Raw genomic sequence first — 19357 nt, forward strand, 5'->3', positions numbered from 1 at the left:
GTCTTCTCGCGATCAGGCGGAGGTCGCAGCCTGGGAGGCGTTGTTCCGGATCAGTGCTTCAAACTCGGGACGGAAATGCTTGATCATGGCGCGCACCGGCATCGCGGCGGCATCGCCCAGCGCGCAAATCGTGCGGCCCTGGATGTTGTCTGCCACCGAATTGAGCAAATCCAGGTCGCCCGCGCGGCCCTGGTTGTGCTGGATGCGATCGATCACGCGCCACATCCAGCCGGTGCCTTCGCGGCAGGGCGTGCATTGGCCACAGGATTCGTGCGAATAGAAGTACGACAGGCGCAGCAGGCTCTCGACCATGCTGCGGGAGTCGTCCATCACGATCACGGCGCCGGAGCCCAACATGGAGCCGGCCTTGGCGATGGAGTCGTAGTCCATCGTGCATTCCATGATGACGGAGGCGGGCAGCACCGGGGAAGACGAGCCTCCGGGGATCACCGCCTTGAGCTGACGGCCCTTGCGCACGCCACCGGCCAGTTCAAGCAGCTTGGCAAACGGCGTGCCCATGGGCACTTCGTAGTTGCCGGGCTTTTCCACGTCGCCCGAGACCGAGAAGATCTTGGTGCCGCCGTTGTTCGGCTTGCCACACTCGAGGTACGCCGCACCGCCATTGCGGATGATCCACGGCACGGCCGCGAAGGTCTCGGTGTTGTTGATGGTGGTGGGCTTGCCGTACAGGCCGAAGCTGGCTGGGAACGGTGGCTTGAAGCGGGGCTGGCCCTTCTTGCCTTCCAGCGATTCGAGCAACGCAGTTTCTTCGCCGCAGATGTAGGCGCCGAAACCGTGCGCAGCGTGCAGCTGGAAGCTGAAGTTGCTGCCCAGGATCTTGTCGCCCAGGTAGCCCGCCGCGCGTGCTTCTTCGAGCGCTTCTTCGAAGCGGTCGTAGGTCTGGAAGATTTCGCCGTGGATGTAGTTGTAGCCCACGGAAATGCCCATCGCGTAGGCCGCAATGATCATGCCTTCGATGACGATGTGCGGGTTGAACTGCAGGATGTCGCGGTCCTTGCAGGTGCCCGGCTCGCCTTCGTCCGAATTGCACACCAGGTACTTCTGGCCGGGGAACGAGCGGGGCATGAAGCTCCACTTGAGGCCGGTGGGGAAGCCCGCACCGCCGCGGCCGCGCAGGCCCGATTCCTTCACGGTGGCGATTACCTGGTCTTGCGTCAAGCCTGCGCCCTCGCCCTGCGCCAGGATCTTGCGCAGCGCTTCGTAGCCGCCACGCGCTTCGTAGTCCTTGATGCCCCAGTTCGTGCCATCCAGGCCCGCAACGATCTGCGGGTTGATGTGGCGGTCGTGGAAGCAGGTCTGGACGCCGGTCGCCTGGAACTGCGAGAGGATTTGTGCGGCAGTGGTCATGCTTGTCCCTCTGCGGCCTTGAGGCCGTCGACTAGCTGGTCGAGCTTGTCGGTGTCCATGAAGCTGCACATGGTGCGGTCGTTGACCAGCATCACGGGCGCGTCAGCGCAAGCGCCCAGGCATTCGCACTGCTGCAGCGTGAACAGGCCGTCGGGCGTCGTTTGGCCCATGGTCACACCGAGTTTCTTCTCGAGGTGCTGCAGGGCTTTTTGGCCATCGCGCAGCTGGCACGGCAGGTTGGTGCAAACGTTGAGCTTGTACTTGCCCGTCGGCTGCTGGTTGTACATGTTGTAGAACGTGGTGACCTCGTGCACCGCGATCTGGGCCATGCCCAGGTACTCGGCAATCACGGCCTCGCTCTCAACGCTGACCCAGCCCTGTTCCTGCTGCACGATGGCCAGGCAGGCCATGACGGCCGACTGCGCCTGCTCGGGCGGGTATTTGGCGACTTCGCGCGCAAACCGGGCGCGCGTTGCCTCGGTGATGGCGCCAGCGGTGCCAGCGGTCTGGTTCTTCGACTCGGTCGTACTCATCGGTCAATCTCCCCGAACACGATATCCATGGTGCCGATGATGGCCACGGCGTCGGCAATCATGTGGCCGCGGGCCATTTCATCGAGCGTTGCCAGGTGGGCAAAGCCGGGCGCGCGGATCTTCAGGCGGTAAGGCTTGTTGGCGCCATCGCTCACGAGGTAGATGCCGAACTCGCCCTTGGGGTGCTCGACGGCGGCGTAAGCCTCGCCCTCGGGCACATGGAAGCCTTCGGTGAACAGCTTGAAATGGTGGATCAGCTCTTCCATGTTGGACTTCATGGATTCGCGAGACGGTGCAGCCACCTTGTGGTTGTCGGTGATCACCGGACCGGGGTTGGCACGCAGCCAGTCCACGCACTGCTTGATGATGCGGTTGGACTCGCGCATCTCATGCACGCGCACGAGATAGCGGTCGTAGCAATCGCCGGTCTTGCCCACTGGCACGTCGAAATCCATGCGGTCGTAGACGTCGTACGGCTGGGTCTTGCGCAGGTCCCAGGCAATGCCGGATCCACGCAGCATGGGGCCGGTCATGCCCAGGTTCAGCGCCCGCTCGGGCGGCACCACGCCGATGCCCACGGTGCGCTGCTTCCAGATGCGGTTGTCGGTGAGCAGGGTTTCGTATTCGTCCACACAGGCCGGGAAGCGCTGCGTGAAGTTTTCGATGAAGTCCAGCATCGAACCTTTGCGGTTCTGGTTCATGGCCTCCAGGGCCTTGGCATTCTTGATCTTACTGACCTTGTACTGCGGCATGGAATCCGGCAGGTCGCGGTACACACCGCCCGGACGGAAATACGCCGCGTGCATGCGCGCGCCGGACACGGCTTCGTACATGTCGAACAGGTCTTCGCGCTCGCGGAAGGTGTAGATCAGGATGGTGGAGCTGCCGCAATCGTTGCCGTGCGAACCCAGCCACATCAAGTGATTCAGCAGGCGCGTGATCTCGGAGAACATCACACGGATGTACTGCGCACGGATAGGCACTTCCAGGCCCATCAGCTTCTCGATGGCCAGGCAGTAGGCGTGCTCATTGCACATCATCGAGACGTAGTCCAGCCGGTCCATGTAGGGCAGCGACTGGATATACGTCTTGTGCTCGGCCAGCTTTTCCGTGGCGCGGTGCAACAGGCCGATGTGCGGGTCGGCGCGCTGCACGACTTCGCCGTCGAGCTCGAGCACCAGACGCAGCACACCGTGCGCGGCCGGATGCTGCGGACCAAAGTTCAGGGAATAGTTCTTGATTTCAGCCATGGTGGGTCACGTGGGCGCGGGGGCGCCTTAGTGCAGGCCTCCGTACTTGTCTTCGCGGATGATGCGCGGTGTGATCTCGCGCGGTTCGATCGATACTGGCTCGTAGACCACCCGGCGCTGCTCTGCGTCATAGCGCATCTCGACATGGCCCGACAGCGGGAAGTCCTTGCGGAAGGGATGACCGATGAAGCCGTAGTCGGTCAGGATGCGACGCAGGTCGTTGTGGCCGTCGAAGACGATGCCAAAAAGGTCGAACGCCTCGCGCTCATACCAGTTGGCCGAGTTCCACAGGTCGGAGACAGAAGCCACCACCGGGAAGTCATCGTCCGGGCAGAAGACTTTCACGCGCACGCGCTGGTTCAGGCTGACGGACAACAGGTGCGACACCACGCAGTAGCGGGCACCTTCGTTCACCCGATCGGCATACGAGGAGTAGTCCACGCCGCACAGATCCACCAGTTGCTCAAAGCGACAACCTTCGGCATCACGCAGAACGCGCATGGCGTCGAGATAGTCGGCTGCAGCAACCACCACGGTCACCTCTTCCAGGGCCACGGAAATCTGGCGGACCCTTGCACCAAGGGCAGCGGAAATATGGTCCTTGAGCTTTTCAGGCCGAATGGCAACAGAAGTCATCATCAACCCTTCAGACGCGAGCAATGGTGTTGGTGCGGCGAATCTTTTGCTGCAACTGGATGATCCCGTAGATCAACGCTTCCGCGGTCGGAGGGCAGCCGGGCACATAGACATCCACAGGGACGATGCGATCGCACCCGCGCACCACGGAATAGCTGTAGTGGTAGTAACCACCACCGTTGGCGCACGAACCCATCGACAGAACCCACCGGGGTTCGGACATCTGGTCGTAGACCTTGCGCAGGGCCGGCGCCATCTTGTTGCACAGCGTGCCAGCAACAATCATCAAGTCGGACTGGCGGGGGCTGGCACGGAACACTTCGGCGCCAAAACGGCCAATGTCATAGCGCGCAGCCGCCGCGTGCATCATCTCTACCGCACAGCAGGCCAGGCCAAATGTCATGGGCCACAACGAACCCGTCTTGGCCCAATTCACCACGGAGTCATAGCTCGTGGTGATGAAGCCTTCCTTCATCACGCCTTCAATCATTGCATCATCCTTGCTTGCTGCTGAAGCCAGCTCATTCCCAATCCAGGGCGCCCTTTTTCCACTCGTAGGCAAAGCCCACGACGAGGATGGCCAGGAAAATCACGACCGCCACGAAACCAGCAATGCCCACCTCGTGCAAGGTGACGGCCCACGGAAAGAGGAAGGCGATTTCGAGATCAAACAGAATGAACAAGATGGCCACGAGGTAGTAGCGCACATCGAACTTCATGCGTGCATCCTCGAAGGCCTCAAAGCCGCATTCGTAGGGGGAGTTTTTTGCGGCATCTGGGCGATTGGGGCCCAGTATGTAGCCTAGTACCAAGGGGACAACGCCGACGGCGATGCCGACCAAGATGAACAAAAGGACGGGGAGGTACTGATCGAGGTTCATCTTGAGGATGTGCTCACCGCTGTGGCCTAGCCCGACATGGCCCTTGATGGGTCATGCGGGGAGGCCTTTGTTTTGGTGCCGTCGGCGAGACTCGAACTCGCACAGCTTTCGCCACTACCCCCTCAAGATAGCGTGTCTACCAATTTCACCACGACGGCTGATTTTTGCATCTGGATGGCATGAGGAACCTTGCGGTTTTGGCTTTCCAGACAATCCAGGATTCTACTCCGTAAAAACCCTGCTCCGGGTCTGTCGACCCAATTTAGTGCAGATTATTTGGTGGGAATCTGCGCTGCGCCCGATGCCGCCACGGCAGGCGCAACTGCTGCGCCAGGCGCCGAAGCGGCGGGATTTGCACCTGCAGGTACGGCCGCTGCGGGAGTCTCCAGCACACTGCCTGCTCCGGCTGGACGGGCATTGCCAAAGTAAGCCAGCGCCAGCGTGGCTACAAAGAACACCGCCGCCAACACGGCCGTCGCGCGCGACAGGAAATTGGCACTGCCACTGGCACCAAAAAGGCTACCCGAACTGCCGCTGCCAAAAGCCGCACCCATGTCAGCACCCTTGCCGTGCTGGACCAGGACCAGGCCGATCATCCCCAGCGCGGACAGCATCTGCACCGCCAAAACCACATTCACGATCACGTTCATTCTCTGTTCACTCCTGATTGAATAGCTTCTTGATCCGCCGCCTCAGTGGGCAGCGGAAATGATTTGCAGAAAGTCGGCCGCCTTGAGAGACGCACCACCAACAAGACCACCATCGATATCGGGCTGCGCCAGCAGTTGCGCTGCATTGGCAGCATTCATGCTGCCGCCGTAGAGCAGCCGGATCCGGTCCGCATGCTCGCTAGCGGCTGACAGCTGGGCACGCAACACGGCGTGCACTGCTTGAGCCTGCTCCGGCGACGCCGTGCGCCCTGTACCAATGGCCCATACCGGCTCATAAGCCACCACCACCTCGCTGATGCAGTGGCCGTTGAGATGGATCACCGCAGCGAGTTGGCGCTTCACCACCGCTTCGGTCTGCCCGGCTTCGCGCTCTTGCAGCGTCTCGCCCACGCAGACGATGGGAGTCACCCCAGCCGCCAACGCACGCTGGGCTTTCTCGGCCACCACCACATCGGTTTCGCCGTGGTACTGGCGGCGCTCGGAATGCCCTACCAAGGCATACCGGACGCCAAAGTCCTTGAGCATGGCCACCGACACCTCACCGGTATAAGCGCCCGCTTCGTACTGCGAGACGTCCTGCGACGCAACCGCCACGGCAGAGCCGGAAGTCAATGCCTGCACTTGCGCCAAATAAGGCGTTGGCACAGCCACAGCGACATCACACGCCGCATCGCCCAGCCCTCCTATGAGCGCTTTGAGCAAGGCTTCGTTGGCCGCGAGGCTGCCGTTCATCTTCCAGTTGCCGGCGATGAGTTTTTTCTTGCTGCTCATGATCACCACGTCAAAACGATCTTGCCGATGTGTTGGTTCGATTCCATCAGCGCATGCGCATCGGCCGCACGGGCTGCCTCGAACGTACTGTGGATCACTGGCCGCACCTTGCCCTCCGCCAGCTGGGGCCAGACCTGCTCACGCAGCGCGCGCGCGATGGCACCCTTGAATGCCACAGAGCGGGGGCGCAACGTGGAGCCGGTGATAGTAAGCCGGCGGCGCAGCACCAGCCCCGCGTTGAAATCGCTCTTCACCCCACCTTGAACGGCGATGATGACGATCCGGCCATCCTCTGCCAGGCACTCCACCTCGCGCGCCACGTAGTCGCCCGCCACCATGTCGAGCACCACGTCCACACCTTTGCCGTCGGTGATGCGCTTGACCTCGGCCACGAAGTCCTGGGACTTGTAGTTGATGGCATGCTGCGCACCCAGCTCCAGAGACGCAGCGCATTTTTCATCGCTGCCGGCCGTGGCAATCACCGTGGCACCAAAGGCACGCCCCAGCTGCACCGCTGTCACGCCGATGCCGCTGGTGCCGCCCTGCACAAGCAGGCTCTCACCCGCTTGCAGGCGCCCGCGATCAAAAACGTTGCTCCAGACCGTGAAGAAGGTTTCAGGCAACGAGGCCGCTTCGACATCACTCAGCCCGTCAGGCACAGGCAAACACTGCACCACAGGCGCGACGCACCATTGCGCGTAACCACCGCCCGCCACCAGTGCGCACACCCGGTCACCTACACGGATGCCAGCCGCTGCCATGGCGGCGTCATCGCCGGACTCCACCACGCCAGCCACTTCAAGACCCGGCAGGTCTGACGTCCCCGGCGGAGGGGCATAGTGCCCCAGGCGCTGCAGTACATCAGGACGGTTGATCCCGCTCGCTGCAACACGGATCAGCAGCTCGCCATCACCCGCCTGTGGCACCGGGCGATCACCCAGGCGCAACACCTCGGGTCCACCGAAAGCAGTGATCTCAACAGCACGCATGTTGCGGTTCATTGGACGGTAAATATAGAAGATTTTGGCCGCTAGCGCTTAATCCATAAGCACTAGCAGCTACAAAATCAATAGCAATCAGCACTATCAGCCAGTCACTTGACCGGATGCATCATCCGAAGGCAGGGACTGCTGCTGTTGTTGCTGGTCCGCGGGCTGACGGCTACCGTCACGGCCATGGTCACGGCGCGGCTCGCGATCACCCCGCTCTGCGGGCGCTGGGCGGTCGCCGCCACCCATCGGGCGGTCCGACAGCACCTTCATCGAGAGCTTGATGCGGCCCTTTTCGTCGGTTTCCATGACCTTGACCTTCACGATCTGGCCTTCGGTCAGGTAGTCGGACACTTTCTCGACGCGCTCGTGGGCGATCTGGCTGATGTGCAGCAGGCCGTCCTTGCCAGGCAGCAGGTTGATCAGTGCGCCGAAGTCCAGGATCTTGGTCACAGGGCCTTCGTAGATCTTGCCGATCTCGACTTCCGCAGTGATCTGCTCGATGCGCTTCTTCGCTTCGTCGGCCTTCGTTGCGTCGGTCGCTGCGATGGTGATGGTGCCGTCTTCCTCGATATTGATCTGGCAGCCGGTCTCTTCGGTCAGCGCGCGGATCACTGCCCCGCCCTTACCGATCACGTCACGGATCTTCTCGGGGTTGATCTTCATCGTGTAGAGCTTGGGCGCGAAGTTGGACACTTCGGTCTTGGCCTCGCCCATAGCTTCCTGCATCTTGCCCAGGATGTGCATGCGCGCTTCCTTGGCCTGTGCCAATGCGACCTGCATGATTTCACGGGTGATGCCCTGGATCTTGATGTCCATCTGCAGCGCAGTGATGCCGGTGGTGGTACCGGCCACCTTGAAGTCCATGTCACCCAGGTGATCTTCGTCACCCAGGATGTCGGTCAACACCGCAAAGCGGTTGTCTTCCTTGATCAGGCCCATGGCGATGCCGGCCACGTGGGCCTTCATCGGCACGCCGGCGTCCATCATCGACAGGCAGCCGCCACAGACCGATGCCATCGACGAAGAACCGTTGGATTCGGTGATTTCGGACACCACACGAATGGTGTAGGGAAACTCTTCTTTGGTCGGCAGCACGGCGATCAGCGCGCGCTTGGCCAGGCGGCCGTGGCCGATTTCGCGGCGCTTGGTAGAGCCCATGCGGCCCACTTCGCCGGTGGCAAAGGGAGGCATGTTGTAGTGGAACATGAAGCGGTCTTCGAACTCACCAGCCAGCGCGTCGATGCGCTGCGCGTCGCGCTCGGTGCCCAGCGTGGAGATCACCAGCGCCTGGGTTTCGCCACGCGTGAACAGCGCCGAGCCGTGCGTGCGGGGCAGTACGGAATTGCGGATTTCGATGGGGCGCACGGTGCGCGTGTCGCGGCCGTCAATGCGGGGCTCACCGGCCAGGATCTGGCTGCGCACGATCTTCGATTCGATAGCGAACAGCAGGTCGCCCAGCTTGCCGGAATCAAACGGCTCGCCGCTTTCCTTCAGCGACGCCAGCACGCTGGCATTGGCTTCGCGCAGGGCTTGCGTGCGGGCTTGCTTGCTGCGAATCTGGTAGACGGCGCGTAGCTTCTCTTCGGCCAGGCCCTTGACCTTGGCAACGAAGGCCTCGTCTTCGGCAGGTGCCTGCCAGTCCCACACGGGCTTGCCAGCGTCGCGTACCAGTTCATGGATCGCGTTGATGGCGATGTTGGCTTGTTCGTGACCGAACACCACGCCACCCAGCATGATTTCTTCGCTCAGCTGCTGGGCTTCGGACTCCACCATGAGCACGGCGGCTTGCGTGCCGGCGACGACGAGGTCCATCTGTGAATCCTTGCGGGCCGTCTGGCCCGGATTCAGCACGTACTGGCCGTTGATGTAGCCCACGCGTGCGGCGCCGATGGGGCCACTGAATGGAATGCCGGAGATCGACAGGGCAGCGCTCACGCCGATCATGGCGGCGATGTCGGCGTCAACTTCAGGGTTAAGCGACACGGTGTGGATGACCACATGCACTTCGTTGAGGAAGCCTTCCGGGAACAGCGGGCGGATCGGGCGGTCGATCAGGCGGCTGGTCAGCGTCTCGTGTTCGCTGGGCTTGGCTTCGCGCTTGAAGAAGCTGCCAGGGATCTTGCCGGCGGCGTAGGTCTTCTCGATGTAGTCGACGGTGAGCGGGAAGAAGTCTTGTCCGGGCTTGGCCGACTTGGAAGCGACCACGGTAGCGAGGATGACAGTGCCGTCGATCTCGACCAGCACGGCACCGTTGGCCTGGCGGGCGATTTCACCGGTTTCCATGACGACGGTCTTGTCGCCCCACTGGAAGGACTTGGTGACTTTGTTGAAGATGGTCATGATGACTCCTTTTGCTTCGGTTTTGATAGCTGGTTACGCTGAACCAGCAAGGGCCGGAGGCAATTCAGAACACGATGCCATTCCAGCGATGCTGCAGCACTGGGCGGCGGTTTCAACATCGGTGGAATGACACAGCTTCGCTCTGCTTTTGCGACTCCGAAGTAAAAAACGCCTGAGCTAGCGTGCTAACCCAGGCGTTTTGACATGCGAATGCGCTTACTTACGCAGACCCAGCTTGGCGATCAAAGCCGTATAACGGTCAGCGTCCTTAGCCTTCAGGTAGTCCAGAAGCTTGCGGCGGCGGCTCACCATGCGCAGCAGGCCGCGGCGACCGTGGTGGTCTTTGGCGTGCGTCTTAAAGTGAGGCGTCAGTTCGTTGATGCGAGCGGTCAGAAGAGCCACTTGCACTTCTGGGCTACCAGTGTCATTGGCAGCGCGGGCATTGGCCTTGACGACTTCGGCCTTGATGGAGGATGCGATCATATTTTTCCTTGGATTGAGGCCCACGAAGGGTTGCAGGCCATGTTTTACTTGCGCCAGCAGCTGGAACGGCCGCAGGCGTGCGTCTTGCACCATGCAAAAACCCCACTATCATAGCACCGCACGTCTCGTTCCGCTCATACTATTTGACTCCACTGAATTCCCATGCTTAAACGGCGCTTCAAACAGAATGCACTTCAAAAAAATTTGCCCGCTTCGCACGCCAAATGGCTCGCAGTAATCCTGTCGCTGTACTTCCTGAGCTTCCTGCCGGTCGCACAAGCCCAGCCTAGAGGAGGGAGAATCGGTCCGCCGGGACAGCACCCTGGGGCCATATCAGCCAAGAAAAAACCCGTGAATAAAATTACCTATCAACGCACTGCCTCTGAGGAAAGCCCCGCGGCGCGAGACAAACGGATGCTTCGGGAGTGCAAAGGGATGCACAACGCTGGAGCGTGCCGCGGATATACGCGATAGCAAATTATTGAATTATTGAAACCCCATAAATTTGACCTGCGGCGCCAGACGTCCATACCTAGCCGGTCAAATACCGGTATTTACGAATAACTGTTTACACCCCGCATTAAATCAAATGACAGGAGCAGAATATCGATTGCTACACTAGGCCGAAGCAGATCCAGGCGCGATGCCGAAGTAATTGCCAAATACAGCAATCGGTACCGAGTATGAGCTACGCGTCACTTATGGAGCTCTGTACTAATCCTTGCGCCGCATGGTCGACGAGGCCTTACGCCAAGACACCACAGTCAGGAAGCAATGCAGGATGGGGCCAAGCATCACCCACCAAGCGCACACACGAATGCAAACATAAGTTCATGAACCATGGAAATTTTGGTTCCCTGAAGTGGCCTATCTGGTAAAGCGCCCGCGCGCCCAACACGGAACGCCGGAGCCAATAACCGTGCATCCCCTGATGCTCATCCATTTCATGTGACAGTGGTTAAAGCCCAGCGACAGCCATGGAAAATCACTGCACGACGTGTCAGCCTTCACAACTTTGCTGACTTGACCCACCGGGATGGCCACCTCCTAACGGGTCCAGCATCCTGCGCTTTAAACACCTGCTGGAGCGCCACAAGTTGACCGATTAACTAATGGCTAACGCCAATGCTCGGCTGCAATCGCACGTTAATGCCACGCTGATTGTAGCGCCCCAAGCCACAAGGGACCAACCGGCGAGCAAGACGCCGAGTGCACCATCCCAGAAGGGCAACCAGTGACACTCTCGACATAAATGCCCATATTACCAATGGGTACGACTCGGCCCTGGTGACGCGTTGCAAGGCGCTAGCGGCAACGTCGGTGAAAGCGCATTGAGCAATCAAAACACAGGCCTCCTGCCTCCAGTTGACGCTCTCAAGCGTGTTGCGCTGCCACCTATCACATGCTGGATACCGCTGGTCCTCATGGTCACAAGGAGATCACAAGCGGTCGCCTAACATACAGACATGAGAAATTCATCCGCTCAAATTCGACAATCGATCGCAAGACCACGTTGCTTAAAGAAGCAGGACATTCGGGGCTTCACGATGATCGAGCTCATGGTTGTGGTCGCCATCCTTGCCACACTTACCGCCCTTGCAGCCCCTAGCTTTACGCCAATGATTGAGCGCTGGCGCGCCCGCCAAGCCGTTGAGGAAATGGTGGCAACTTTATATTTTGCACGATCCGAAGGGGTCAAGAGAGGGGGAGGGGTCGTTATTGAAAAAATCCCTAACTCCGCAGGAGTATGTACGCTTGCCCCGAACAATGCAGACTGGGGATGTGGGTGGAGAGTTTTTTTCGACGCCGACCAAGATGGAGGCTTCGACGCGGGCGAACCTATTCTTCAAACTTCGCCCCCCCCCTTAAATACTGAAATAACCATCCCCAGCAACGGCGGGAAAATTGTCGTTGATCGATGGGGTGCATTTAATGGAATGAGCGCTACAGCCATAACCTTCGTACCGAAGGGAAAGAACGTGAGCGATCCAGCGTCGGCTGCAATATGTGTATCCTCGGGCGGGCGGATCAGAACCCTTGCAGGCTCAGGCGTGTGTTGAAAACCTCTGTTATCCGACATTCAACTAACATGTTAATTTCAAAAAACCAGCAAGGCTTTAGCCTTATTGAGTCTCTTGTCGCCATTGTAATAACCGCACTTGGCATTTTAGGGATACTTGGCGTACAAATGCGTACCTTGTCCGACACTCAAAACGGCGTACGCAGAGCACAAGCCATCCGATTAATCGAGGACCTGAGCGAGCGCATTAAGGTAAATCCCACGCCGTTGGCGCCGGCAGTAATGGCCACCTACCGGGTTTCGGCACCTGGCCCTATTGCATCTCCGCCTGCCTGCACAACTGCCTGCACACCAGCGCAGTTAGCCCAGCACGATATCGCCTCATGGAAACAACAAGTAATTAATACGCTCCCGGCAGGGGATGCAGTGGTTTTCTCTGCCGCTGATGAACTTGATCTTAATAACCGGCGGCAGTTGGGGGTAATGGTAAGCTGGATTCAAAAGGAAAGTCGTAAGGAAACCGATAGTAATACCGACTTCGCCACCTACATTGCACCCTTTGCTGCAGCGGGAACTGGGGCGGCGGCAGTTAGCTGCCCGGCAAATAGGATATGCCATCTCCAATACATTCAGGTGGTGGCGCGGTGCCAACAGGATACGGCGGGGGGAGCAGCCGCGGCGACAACGTGGTGCCCATTCACACGCTCCGAACTCCCCTAGAACAGTGGCGCCGCAAATTAAATGACGAATCGAGTGAAATGACGTCACGGAACAAAGTTGTAAATATGAGAACGCCCTCTTCACGTAGTCGTATACAGTCCGGAGCAACCCTTATCGAGTTGATGGTCGGAATAACCATAGGCTTGTTGACTATTGCTGTAGCAATAGGGTCGCTCATGGTATCTCGGGGTGTATCCAGCGCGGTTAGCGACGTTACCGGCCTGCAAGAGCAAGCCAGTTATGCGTTTCGAATTATTGGCCAGCAACTGCGGCAGGCTGGATCGATTCGGTTGGATTTGGCCTCTAACAAGCCTGACGGTACGGCAATCGTCGCGGAAGATGTGGTTGCATTTGAAACCGTCTTTGATACTCAAAACAACACGATCACTGGTTTGGATTCGCCCTCGACATTAACGGTAGGTGCCCAAGCGTTTAACGAACCCAGTTTTCAGGATGCAACTGACCCACAGCTTATCAGAGACTGCATGCGCCAAAAGGCAACGCTGGTCGCTGGCAATGGAAATATTCGAAGCCAGTTTTCGCTGAACGGCGATCAACTAATGTGTCTTGGGTCTGCAAATGCCGCACAGGCCGTCATTCGCAATGTGGCCGCATTTCAAGTAACCTATCTCATCCAAGAAAATGCATTTTTGGGGGCGCCAACCATCCGGCGAGTAAATGCCGCCACGGCCGCAACTGACTGGACACGCGTTTTCGGCGTAGAGGTCTGCCTTGACCTCATGGGAGACGAACGGATTGACACCCGGGGGAATGCGGCGGCAGATGCGCAATACAGAAACTGTGCAGGCACGTTAGTACCTTTCGGGAGCCGGACGCACATGGTGTTTAGAAATGTCTATCAGTTGCGCGGCCAGGGTCGGATCTAATCTCACTTCAAACGCCATGAAATCTACCGCCAGCATCCAACAACAAAAAGGCATATCTCTTTTTGTTGTAATTATTATTGTTCTCTTGTCAACGCTTCTTTCATTATGGGCCTCCAGGTCCGCACTTTTCAATGAGCTGATAGTGGGCAACGACGCAGACTATCAACGAGCATTTGAAGCTGCGCAGGCACTCATACAAGACGCGGAATTTGACATCAAAGGTTCTCGGCCTGACGGATCGTTGTGCGTCCCGTTAGCTGGCTCACCAGCTGTTTGCCGCGTGCCCGACGCAAGTAATACAGTTTGGTTTCCAAATGAAGACAAGGAAGTATCTGAGCTTCTGCACGAGCTTAGTACCGCCACCACTGGTTGCAAAAATGGAATATGTCTTAAGCGCACAGGCAACCAAGATTTCTGGGCCGACACAGCAACACTGACAAGTATGATCGCTGCAGGCGTAGGCGCGAGATATGGCCAATATACGGGCGCTGAAAAAGGAAACGTCAGCAACACCATCCTAAACAATAACACAGCAGGCAGTGGTGGATGGTACTGGGTGGAAGTCATGCCTTATGACCCAAGCGCTGGAAACGGCGCAATTATAACTAGCGGTTCGAATTCCAATTTGCTGCTGAATATTGTTCCTCGGGTGGTCTACCGTATTACGGCGGTAGCTCGCGGCCTTAAGCCTGGAACCCAAGTAGTGCTGCAGTCTACCTTCGTCCGCCAAAAGAAAAAAGACTGAGCATTCAGCCAAACATTACAGAGCAAAAATTGGAGTGGTAAAAAATGAATATTCCTCAACGCTTTAAAAAGACAATACTCAGCGTAACAATCGGAAGTATTACGTTGCCAAACTTTGCGTTTGGCGCGGCAATGAACTTGGCGCAATATCCCGCAGGCACAGCAAGCACGCTGCCTGCGCCAAACGTTATTGTGAGTGTGGATAATTCCGGCAGTATGGGCGCTGCGGGGATGCTGGCACTACGAAACGCGCTTACAACCGCCTTCGCCCCCGGCGTTATGCCGGACGGAGCAATCCGCCTAGCGTACCAATCGATGTGGAATTGCAGCACAATTCCCAGCACGCACCCTCACTGCGCAGTGGGTGGCGTGGCTAACAACACCATGCGTGAGTTGACAGGCCCCGTGGCCACCACAGACCCTAGTCATCGAGGTCAGTTTTTCCGATGGGTTTCCACTCTTGGCCCCGTTGGTGGGACCCCCACCCATCAGATGATGTACAACGCCGGGGAGTACTTGAAAACGACAGGTGCCAATAGCCCCTGGAATGCCACCCCGGGCACTGCCGACGCTGCCCCCGAAACGTGCAGGCGGTCATACAACATCCTGATGACAGACGGTGGGTGGAACACTTATGACGCTACAACCCAGGCCGCAATTAACGCTGCCAGTATTGGGAACGTAGATGGCACCGCCCGTACTCTCCCCGATGGAGCCTCATACGATCCAACCTCTGGCGAAACTCGTATCTACGCGGATGCATTTGGCTCATTTGGTGCAGGGGCAAACAAGCCTACGCTTTCGGACATGGCGTTTCATTATTGGTCGCAAGATTTGCAACCCGCCATAAATAACAACTTATCACCTCAAATAAAAAAAGCCGGGGCGGAAACCTTTTTTGATGGCGCTGCTTCTCAAACAGTTTCTGAATACTGGAATCCCAGAAACAATCCTGCGACGTGGCAGCACATGCAGACATACACCATCGGATTCAATGCTGCGGCGGCTTGGCCGTCGATTGGCACCAACCCCATGTTCAATATCGCGCAGGGTATGTATGGAGGCGATTTCTCACGCGCGGTTGTAGGCACAAGGGCCTGGAGAAGCACAGTACAGGTAGGGCTAAATGACGCCGAACGCTCGGAAGACATTTGGCATATGGCAATTAACAGCCGTGGAAAGTTTTATCCCGCTACAAGCCCTGCCGCACTGACAGCCGCGTTTCAAGACATTCTTAATGTCATTATTTCCGACAACAGTACGCCCATTACTACAGCAGCTGGATCTGCAACTACAATTGCGCGTTCTGATGCGGGGGTATTTAAGGCTGGATACGATGCAAGCAAGTGGTCAGGATATGTAAGATCTGACAAGGTCGAAGCACTTACGGGCAATGAGACCGCAAATCCGGCGTGGGGAATTAACACAGGCGCGTTGGCCCCTGCCGACCGACGCACTACAGCTCAAAAACTGGATGCTCGTGCGAGCATTACAGGCCGAGTCATATACACAACCAATGACGTTACAAATGCGGGCGTTCCCTTTGAATGGGACATATCAACCACAAAACTCAGTGCGGCGCAAAAAACGATGCTGGATGGCGCTTCCATTGGCGAAGACCGGTTGAATTTTCTTCGGGGGGACAGAACAAAAGAAGGTGGTACAGCAGCTCTTCCTTTTCGCATCCGGGCGTCTCGCCAAGGTGACATCGTCAATTCTGGCGTGTGGTATACCCCAGCGCCCGTAAGTAATTTTACCTTCGCGGGCTATAAAACGTTTTCAAGCGCAAATCGCAAGCGTATTCCCATGATTTACGTGGGTGGCAACGACGGTATGCTGCACGGCTTTTCCGCACTTGACGGGGAGGAAGTTGTTGCGTACGTACCTAAAGGTGTTATTAAGAATTTGCCGGAGTTAGCTGATCCGGCATATTCACACCGTTACTATGTCGATGGGTCCCCTTTCACTGGCGACGCTGATGTTTCCGGGCCCGCTGCAGGGGTTCGTGACTGGCGTACTTTGCTGGTGGGGACTTTGGCCGCTGGCGGCAAAGGCTATTTTATTCTCGACGTGACAAAGCCGGGCACAACCGATGGCCTAATTCCTTCTGATTTCACCAACAACGCCGCTGGAGCGGGAGTAGTAGTGCAAATGGATAAAACCATCCACTCAAGCGACGTGCTCGTCTCAACGACTGAAGAAGCCGATATAGGCCATATCTTCGCAGCTCCGGTTGTAGATCCAATTAATCCCTATGTACCCACTCAAATAGTGCGCCTGAACGATAACCGGTGGGCAGTGGTTATGGGTAACGGGTACAATAGTACAAATGAACGTCCTGTACTACTAATTCAATACCTCGACGGTGCTAAGGAGCTCAAACGAATCAGTGCCGCTGCAGTCGGCAGCGCTGAGGCGGTACAAAATGGGTTATCTGCACCTAGGCTCGTGGATCTGAACAGCGATGGCAAACCAGATATCGTTTATGCAGGCGACCTGCGCGGCAATTTGTGGAAGTTTGACATCTCAAGCACGACCCCGGCATCTTGGGGTGTGGCGCTCAGCGGTTCGCCCCTTTATATTGCTAGAGACGGAACAGGAAATATCCAGCCTATTACAGTTCCGCCATCGGTAAAAGTGAATGATCGAGGAGCAGGGGGCATGATGGTGGCCTTTGGCACAGGGCGCAATGTTACTTTGGCTGATCGTACAGATATTTCCTCGCAAACATTTTATTCAATTCTGGACAGCACAAAATACAAAAATAGTGTTACCGGTGTTATTTCTGTTGATCCAGCCTTTCCGGGAGCAGCATTAACAGGGCGGGGCTCGTTGGTTGCCCAAAGCGTTGTTTCTTCCGGAACCGGATCAGGCAGCTACGGTGGGAATACGTTTTCCAGTCTGACCCAGAATACCGTTCCTTACACGGGCGCCTCTGCAAAAAAAGGTTGGTATTTTGATTTACCAGTGTCAGGGGAGCGCCTGCTGAAGCCCGCGTTCTTTTATGACGGCAGCAACGTGCTTGAAGTTCTCTCGCAAGTGCCCGCGTCCAGCGCCCTCATTGGTGGCCCCACATGCAGTCCTAATCCTCAAGCTGAGAAACAGTATCGTACCTTCTTGAATATCATGGATGGCCGCGCTGCAAGCGTTCAGCTGCTCGACAGAAATGGCGACGGCCTTTATAATGCGAGCGATTATTTGGGCGGAGTTTTTGCTTCGCGAATGGACACGACAGGCGGTTCCAAGACTAATATTTATTTGCCTAACAAGGTCATCGCAAAGGGCGAAACAGGGCAAGCTGGAGCCGGTGGTACTCCCCTTGCTAAAGACGACGCCATGCGACTCATGCCAGAACAGCCGCTTAGGCCTAGCTGGCGCCAGGTTCAGTAACCACTCTCGAAACCAGAATGAATACCAAACTACAGCAGGGCTTTACGCTCATTGAAGTAATGATAGTGGTCGCGATTGTTGGAATATTGACTGCCATCGCGTTACCAAGCTATCAGGAATACATTGCTCGTGGCCGCCGGGCGGAAGCAAGGGCGGGCTTGTTGCAAGCTGCGCAGTGGCTTGAACGCGCATCCACTGCAACTGGGCAATACCCTGCAACCGCAGCGTTCCCCCCCAACCTCACAACTGTGCCCTCAGGCGGATATGCGATTTCCCTCCTATCGCCTTCCGCGGGTGCAGGCACATTTTTACTGACCGCAACTCGACAAGGGCCTCAGGCGAACGATCCCTGTGGTAACTACACACTCAACCAAGCCGGCGCGCGCGGATCACTCTTGCTTTCGGGCGGGAAAACGCTGGCTGATTGCTGGAACAGGTAGCGCATAAATTTCATTTTTATTACCACTGTGCGCAGGCAAACATTTAAGCAAATGGCCACTGGAACCCCATCAGCATATAAACATTTCAAGGACGGTCGGCCTTGCGACTCAAGCGCTTTTTTTAACTCCAATCCGCGCGTCGGCTCGCATAGGCAACGCCTTGACAAGCACATATTGCAAGTTGATTGGTCAAGGCTTCGACCAAGGGAGGGCGTTGCCCTTAGATGCCGCGACCCTGCACGACGCTGCTGACAATAGCTACGATGCCGCTGGAGCTACCGCTTACGTGACAGTGAAGCCATGTACCTATGACGGTCGCACGGCGCGCTGTTGCGATGCACTCATTCAAGCAGGCATCCCTAAGGTTATCGCTTCGATTGCCGATACAAGTTCGTTTTCCGCAGGCTGTGGGTTCGAGCGCCTACGCGCGCGGGGGGCATAGAAGTGGTTGTGTACACCGGCACTGATGAGTCGCGAGAACTCAACATCGGGTTCTTCAGCCGCATGATTCGCGGCACGCCGTGGGTTCGCGTGAAGTCGGCTGCGTCGCTGGACGGGACCACGGCGCTGACCAATGGCGCCAGCCAGTGGATTACCTCGCGCGCGGCGCGTGCTGACGGGCACGCTTGGCGCGCGCGGGCGTGTGCTGTGCTGACGGGCATCGGGACGGTTCTGGACGACAACCCGCAGCTTGACGTGCGTGAGGTCGACACGCCTCGGCAGCCCCATGTGGTGGTGGTGGACAGCCAGCTGCAGCTGCCCCTGGACGCCAACCTGTTGAAGCCGGACCGCGATTGCTACGTCTACACCGCTATTCAAGATGCCAACAAGCAGGCAGCGCTTGAGTCCAAAGGCGTTCAGGTGGTGCACCTACCCAACGCTGCCGGCAAGGTTGATTTGGCGGCGATGCTGAAGGACCTGGGCCGCCGCGGCATCAATGAACTGCATGTGGAGGCGGGCCACAAGCTCAACGGATCCCTGATCCGCGAAGGGCTGGTGGATGAATTGCTGGTGTACTTGGCGCCACGGCTGCTGGGCCAGGGCTGGGGCATGGCGGACTTCGGCCCGCTGACCGGGTTGTCGGAAGGGCTCGCGCTGGAATTCAAGTCCGTCGAAAAGGTAGGCCCCGACCTTCGCGTATTGGCGCGCGTGCAAGGGCGAGACACCTTCTAGCAACAGTGGGGGGCCTGCGACCTGGTCGCAGCTGGCCCAAAGCCTTTTGCTATATTTT

The 19357-nt window shown here is 57.7% G+C and carries 18 protein-coding genes, 1 tRNA gene and 1 pseudogene; 8 read left to right on the plus strand and 12 right to left on the minus strand.

Annotated features, from left to right (window positions below; all coding sequences use genetic code 11):
- Window positions 1-12: 12 nt before the first annotated feature.
- The 11 genes from nuoF to pnp form a co-directional block, all read right to left on the minus strand.
- Window positions 13-1368, minus strand: coding sequence for an NADH-quinone oxidoreductase subunit NuoF (gene nuoF / locus ACSQ3Q_RS16825; protein WP_436135486.1), 1356 nt, complete (start codon window positions 1366-1368; stop codon window positions 13-15).
- On the minus strand, window positions 1365-1901 hold the full coding sequence (nuoE, locus tag ACSQ3Q_RS16830) for an NADH-quinone oxidoreductase subunit NuoE (protein ID WP_436135487.1): 537 nt from the start codon (window positions 1899-1901) through the stop codon (window positions 1365-1367). The genes nuoF and nuoE overlap by 4 nt, the downstream gene beginning before the upstream one ends.
- Window positions 1898-3151 (minus strand): NADH-quinone oxidoreductase subunit D, encoded by a 1254-nt coding sequence (locus ACSQ3Q_RS16835; protein WP_436135488.1) that lies wholly within the window; start codon window positions 3149-3151, stop codon window positions 1898-1900. The genes nuoE and ACSQ3Q_RS16835 overlap by 4 nt, the downstream gene beginning before the upstream one ends.
- A 27-nt stretch (window positions 3152-3178) precedes the next feature.
- Window positions 3179-3787 (minus strand): NADH-quinone oxidoreductase subunit C, encoded by a 609-nt coding sequence (locus ACSQ3Q_RS16840; protein WP_436135489.1) that lies wholly within the window; start codon window positions 3785-3787, stop codon window positions 3179-3181.
- A 10-nt stretch (window positions 3788-3797) separates the two neighbouring features.
- Window positions 3798-4277: a NuoB/complex I 20 kDa subunit family protein gene (locus tag ACSQ3Q_RS16845; RefSeq protein ID WP_007849129.1), complete on the minus strand. Its 480-nt coding sequence runs from the start codon at window positions 4275-4277 to the stop codon at window positions 3798-3800.
- 31 nt (window positions 4278-4308) lie between these two features.
- Entirely contained in the window at window positions 4309-4668 is a 360-nt protein-coding gene (locus tag ACSQ3Q_RS16850; RefSeq protein WP_055393226.1) for an NADH-quinone oxidoreductase subunit A, read from the minus strand.
- 73 nt (window positions 4669-4741) lie between these two features.
- Window positions 4742-4826 (minus strand) — tRNA-Leu (locus ACSQ3Q_RS16855).
- A 114-nt stretch (window positions 4827-4940) separates the two neighbouring features.
- A complete protein-coding gene (gene secG, locus ACSQ3Q_RS16860) occupies window positions 4941-5318 on the minus strand; it encodes a preprotein translocase subunit SecG (RefSeq protein WP_436135490.1) in 378 nt (125 codons plus the stop codon).
- A 42-nt stretch (window positions 5319-5360) separates the two neighbouring features.
- Window positions 5361-6110, minus strand: coding sequence for a triose-phosphate isomerase (gene tpiA / locus ACSQ3Q_RS16865; protein ID WP_436135491.1), 750 nt, complete (start codon window positions 6108-6110; stop codon window positions 5361-5363).
- Window positions 6111-6112: 2 nt separating this feature from the next.
- Window positions 6113-7111 (minus strand): NAD(P)H-quinone oxidoreductase, encoded by a 999-nt coding sequence (locus ACSQ3Q_RS16870; protein WP_436135492.1) that lies wholly within the window; start codon window positions 7109-7111, stop codon window positions 6113-6115.
- Between the two features lie 84 nt (window positions 7112-7195).
- Window positions 7196-9442, minus strand: coding sequence for a polyribonucleotide nucleotidyltransferase (gene pnp, locus ACSQ3Q_RS16875; RefSeq protein WP_436135493.1), 2247 nt, complete (start codon window positions 9440-9442; stop codon window positions 7196-7198).
- Between pnp and ACSQ3Q_RS16880 the strand changes: the two genes are divergently transcribed.
- A complete protein-coding gene (locus ACSQ3Q_RS16880; protein WP_436135494.1) occupies window positions 9441-9572 on the plus strand; it encodes a hypothetical protein in 132 nt (43 codons plus the stop codon). The genes pnp and ACSQ3Q_RS16880 overlap by 2 nt on opposite strands.
- Before the next feature lie 86 nt (window positions 9573-9658).
- Here the strand turns inward: ACSQ3Q_RS16880 and rpsO are convergent, their stop codons facing one another.
- The gene (gene rpsO, locus ACSQ3Q_RS16885; RefSeq protein ID WP_005793232.1) at window positions 9659-9925 is read right to left on the minus strand and encodes a 30S ribosomal protein S15; all 267 of its coding nucleotides are present in this window, start codon (window positions 9923-9925) and stop codon (window positions 9659-9661) included.
- Between the two features lie 1466 nt (window positions 9926-11391).
- Here rpsO and ACSQ3Q_RS16890 point away from each other — a divergent pair.
- From ACSQ3Q_RS16890 to ribD, 7 genes and pseudogenes are all read left to right on the plus strand, one after another.
- The gene (locus ACSQ3Q_RS16890; protein ID WP_436135495.1) at window positions 11392-11985 is read left to right on the plus strand and encodes a GspH/FimT family pseudopilin; all 594 of its coding nucleotides are present in this window, start codon (window positions 11392-11394) and stop codon (window positions 11983-11985) included.
- Entirely contained in the window at window positions 11982-12665 is a 684-nt protein-coding gene (gene pilV / locus ACSQ3Q_RS16895) for a type IV pilus modification protein PilV (RefSeq protein ID WP_436135496.1), read from the plus strand. Before ACSQ3Q_RS16890 ends, pilV begins: the two co-directional genes overlap by 4 nt.
- A gap of 38 nt (window positions 12666-12703) precedes the next feature.
- The gene (locus tag ACSQ3Q_RS16900) at window positions 12704-13552 is read left to right on the plus strand and encodes a PilW family protein (RefSeq protein WP_436135497.1); all 849 of its coding nucleotides are present in this window, start codon (window positions 12704-12706) and stop codon (window positions 13550-13552) included.
- Window positions 13553-13568: 16 nt separating this feature from the next.
- Entirely contained in the window at window positions 13569-14297 is a 729-nt protein-coding gene (locus ACSQ3Q_RS16905) for a pilus assembly PilX family protein (protein ID WP_436135498.1), read from the plus strand.
- 44 nt (window positions 14298-14341) lie between these two features.
- Window positions 14342-17686 (plus strand): pilus assembly protein, encoded by a 3345-nt coding sequence (locus ACSQ3Q_RS16910; protein ID WP_436135499.1) that lies wholly within the window; start codon window positions 14342-14344, stop codon window positions 17684-17686.
- A 17-nt stretch (window positions 17687-17703) separates the two neighbouring features.
- Window positions 17704-18126, plus strand: a complete 423-nt coding sequence (locus ACSQ3Q_RS16915; protein WP_436135500.1) for a type IV pilin protein — start codon at window positions 17704-17706, stop codon at window positions 18124-18126.
- Window positions 18127-18184: 58 nt separating this feature from the next.
- Window positions 18185-19299: pseudogene (gene ribD, locus ACSQ3Q_RS16920) on the plus strand (bifunctional diaminohydroxyphosphoribosylaminopyrimidine deaminase/5-amino-6-(5-phosphoribosylamino)uracil reductase RibD).
- Window positions 19300-19357 lie beyond the last annotated feature (58 nt).

Origin of the sequence: Acidovorax sp. LjRoot129 (genome assembly GCF_964253765.1) — a bacterium.
In the GTDB taxonomy this organism is placed as follows: Bacteria; Pseudomonadota; Gammaproteobacteria; order Burkholderiales; family Burkholderiaceae_C; genus Acidovorax.

Excerpts from the sequence above, each read along its gene's own strand:
- ACSQ3Q_RS16845 (WP_007849129.1), bottom strand. The coding sequence starts at position 4,277 with ATGATTGAAGGCGTGATGAAGGAAGGCTTCATCACCACGAGCTATGAC.
- ACSQ3Q_RS16840 (WP_436135489.1), bottom strand. The coding sequence starts at position 3,787 with ATGACTTCTGTTGCCATTCGGCCTGAAAAGCTCAAGGACCATATTTCC.
- secG (WP_436135490.1), bottom strand. The coding sequence starts at position 5,318 with ATGAACGTGATCGTGAATGTGGTTTTGGCGGTGCAGATGCTGTCCGCG.
- nuoE (WP_436135487.1), bottom strand. The coding sequence starts at position 1,901 with ATGAGTACGACCGAGTCGAAGAACCAGACCGCTGGCACCGCTGGCGCC.
- rpsO (WP_005793232.1), bottom strand. The coding sequence starts at position 9,925 with ATGATCGCATCCTCCATCAAGGCCGAAGTCGTCAAGGCCAATGCCCGC.
- pnp (WP_436135493.1), bottom strand. The coding sequence starts at position 9,442 with ATGACCATCTTCAACAAAGTCACCAAGTCCTTCCAGTGGGGCGACAAG.
- ACSQ3Q_RS16870 (WP_436135492.1), bottom strand. The coding sequence starts at position 7,111 with ATGAACCGCAACATGCGTGCTGTTGAGATCACTGCTTTCGGTGGACCC.
- nuoF (WP_436135486.1), bottom strand. The coding sequence starts at position 1,368 with ATGACCACTGCCGCACAAATCCTCTCGCAGTTCCAGGCGACCGGCGTC.
- ACSQ3Q_RS16900 (WP_436135497.1), top strand. The coding sequence starts at position 12,704 with ATGACGTCACGGAACAAAGTTGTAAATATGAGAACGCCCTCTTCACGT.
- ACSQ3Q_RS16890 (WP_436135495.1), top strand. The coding sequence starts at position 11,392 with ATGAGAAATTCATCCGCTCAAATTCGACAATCGATCGCAAGACCACGT.
- ACSQ3Q_RS16835 (WP_436135488.1), bottom strand. The coding sequence starts at position 3,151 with ATGGCTGAAATCAAGAACTATTCCCTGAACTTTGGTCCGCAGCATCCG.
- ACSQ3Q_RS16850 (WP_055393226.1), bottom strand. The coding sequence starts at position 4,668 with ATGAACCTCGATCAGTACCTCCCCGTCCTTTTGTTCATCTTGGTCGGC.
- ACSQ3Q_RS16880 (WP_436135494.1), top strand. The coding sequence starts at position 9,441 with ATGATGACTCCTTTTGCTTCGGTTTTGATAGCTGGTTACGCTGAACCA.
- ACSQ3Q_RS16905 (WP_436135498.1), top strand. The coding sequence starts at position 13,569 with ATGAAATCTACCGCCAGCATCCAACAACAAAAAGGCATATCTCTTTTT.
- tpiA (WP_436135491.1), bottom strand. The coding sequence starts at position 6,110 with ATGAGCAGCAAGAAAAAACTCATCGCCGGCAACTGGAAGATGAACGGC.
- ACSQ3Q_RS16910 (WP_436135499.1), top strand. The coding sequence starts at position 14,342 with ATGAATATTCCTCAACGCTTTAAAAAGACAATACTCAGCGTAACAATC.
- ACSQ3Q_RS16915 (WP_436135500.1), top strand. The coding sequence starts at position 17,704 with ATGAATACCAAACTACAGCAGGGCTTTACGCTCATTGAAGTAATGATA.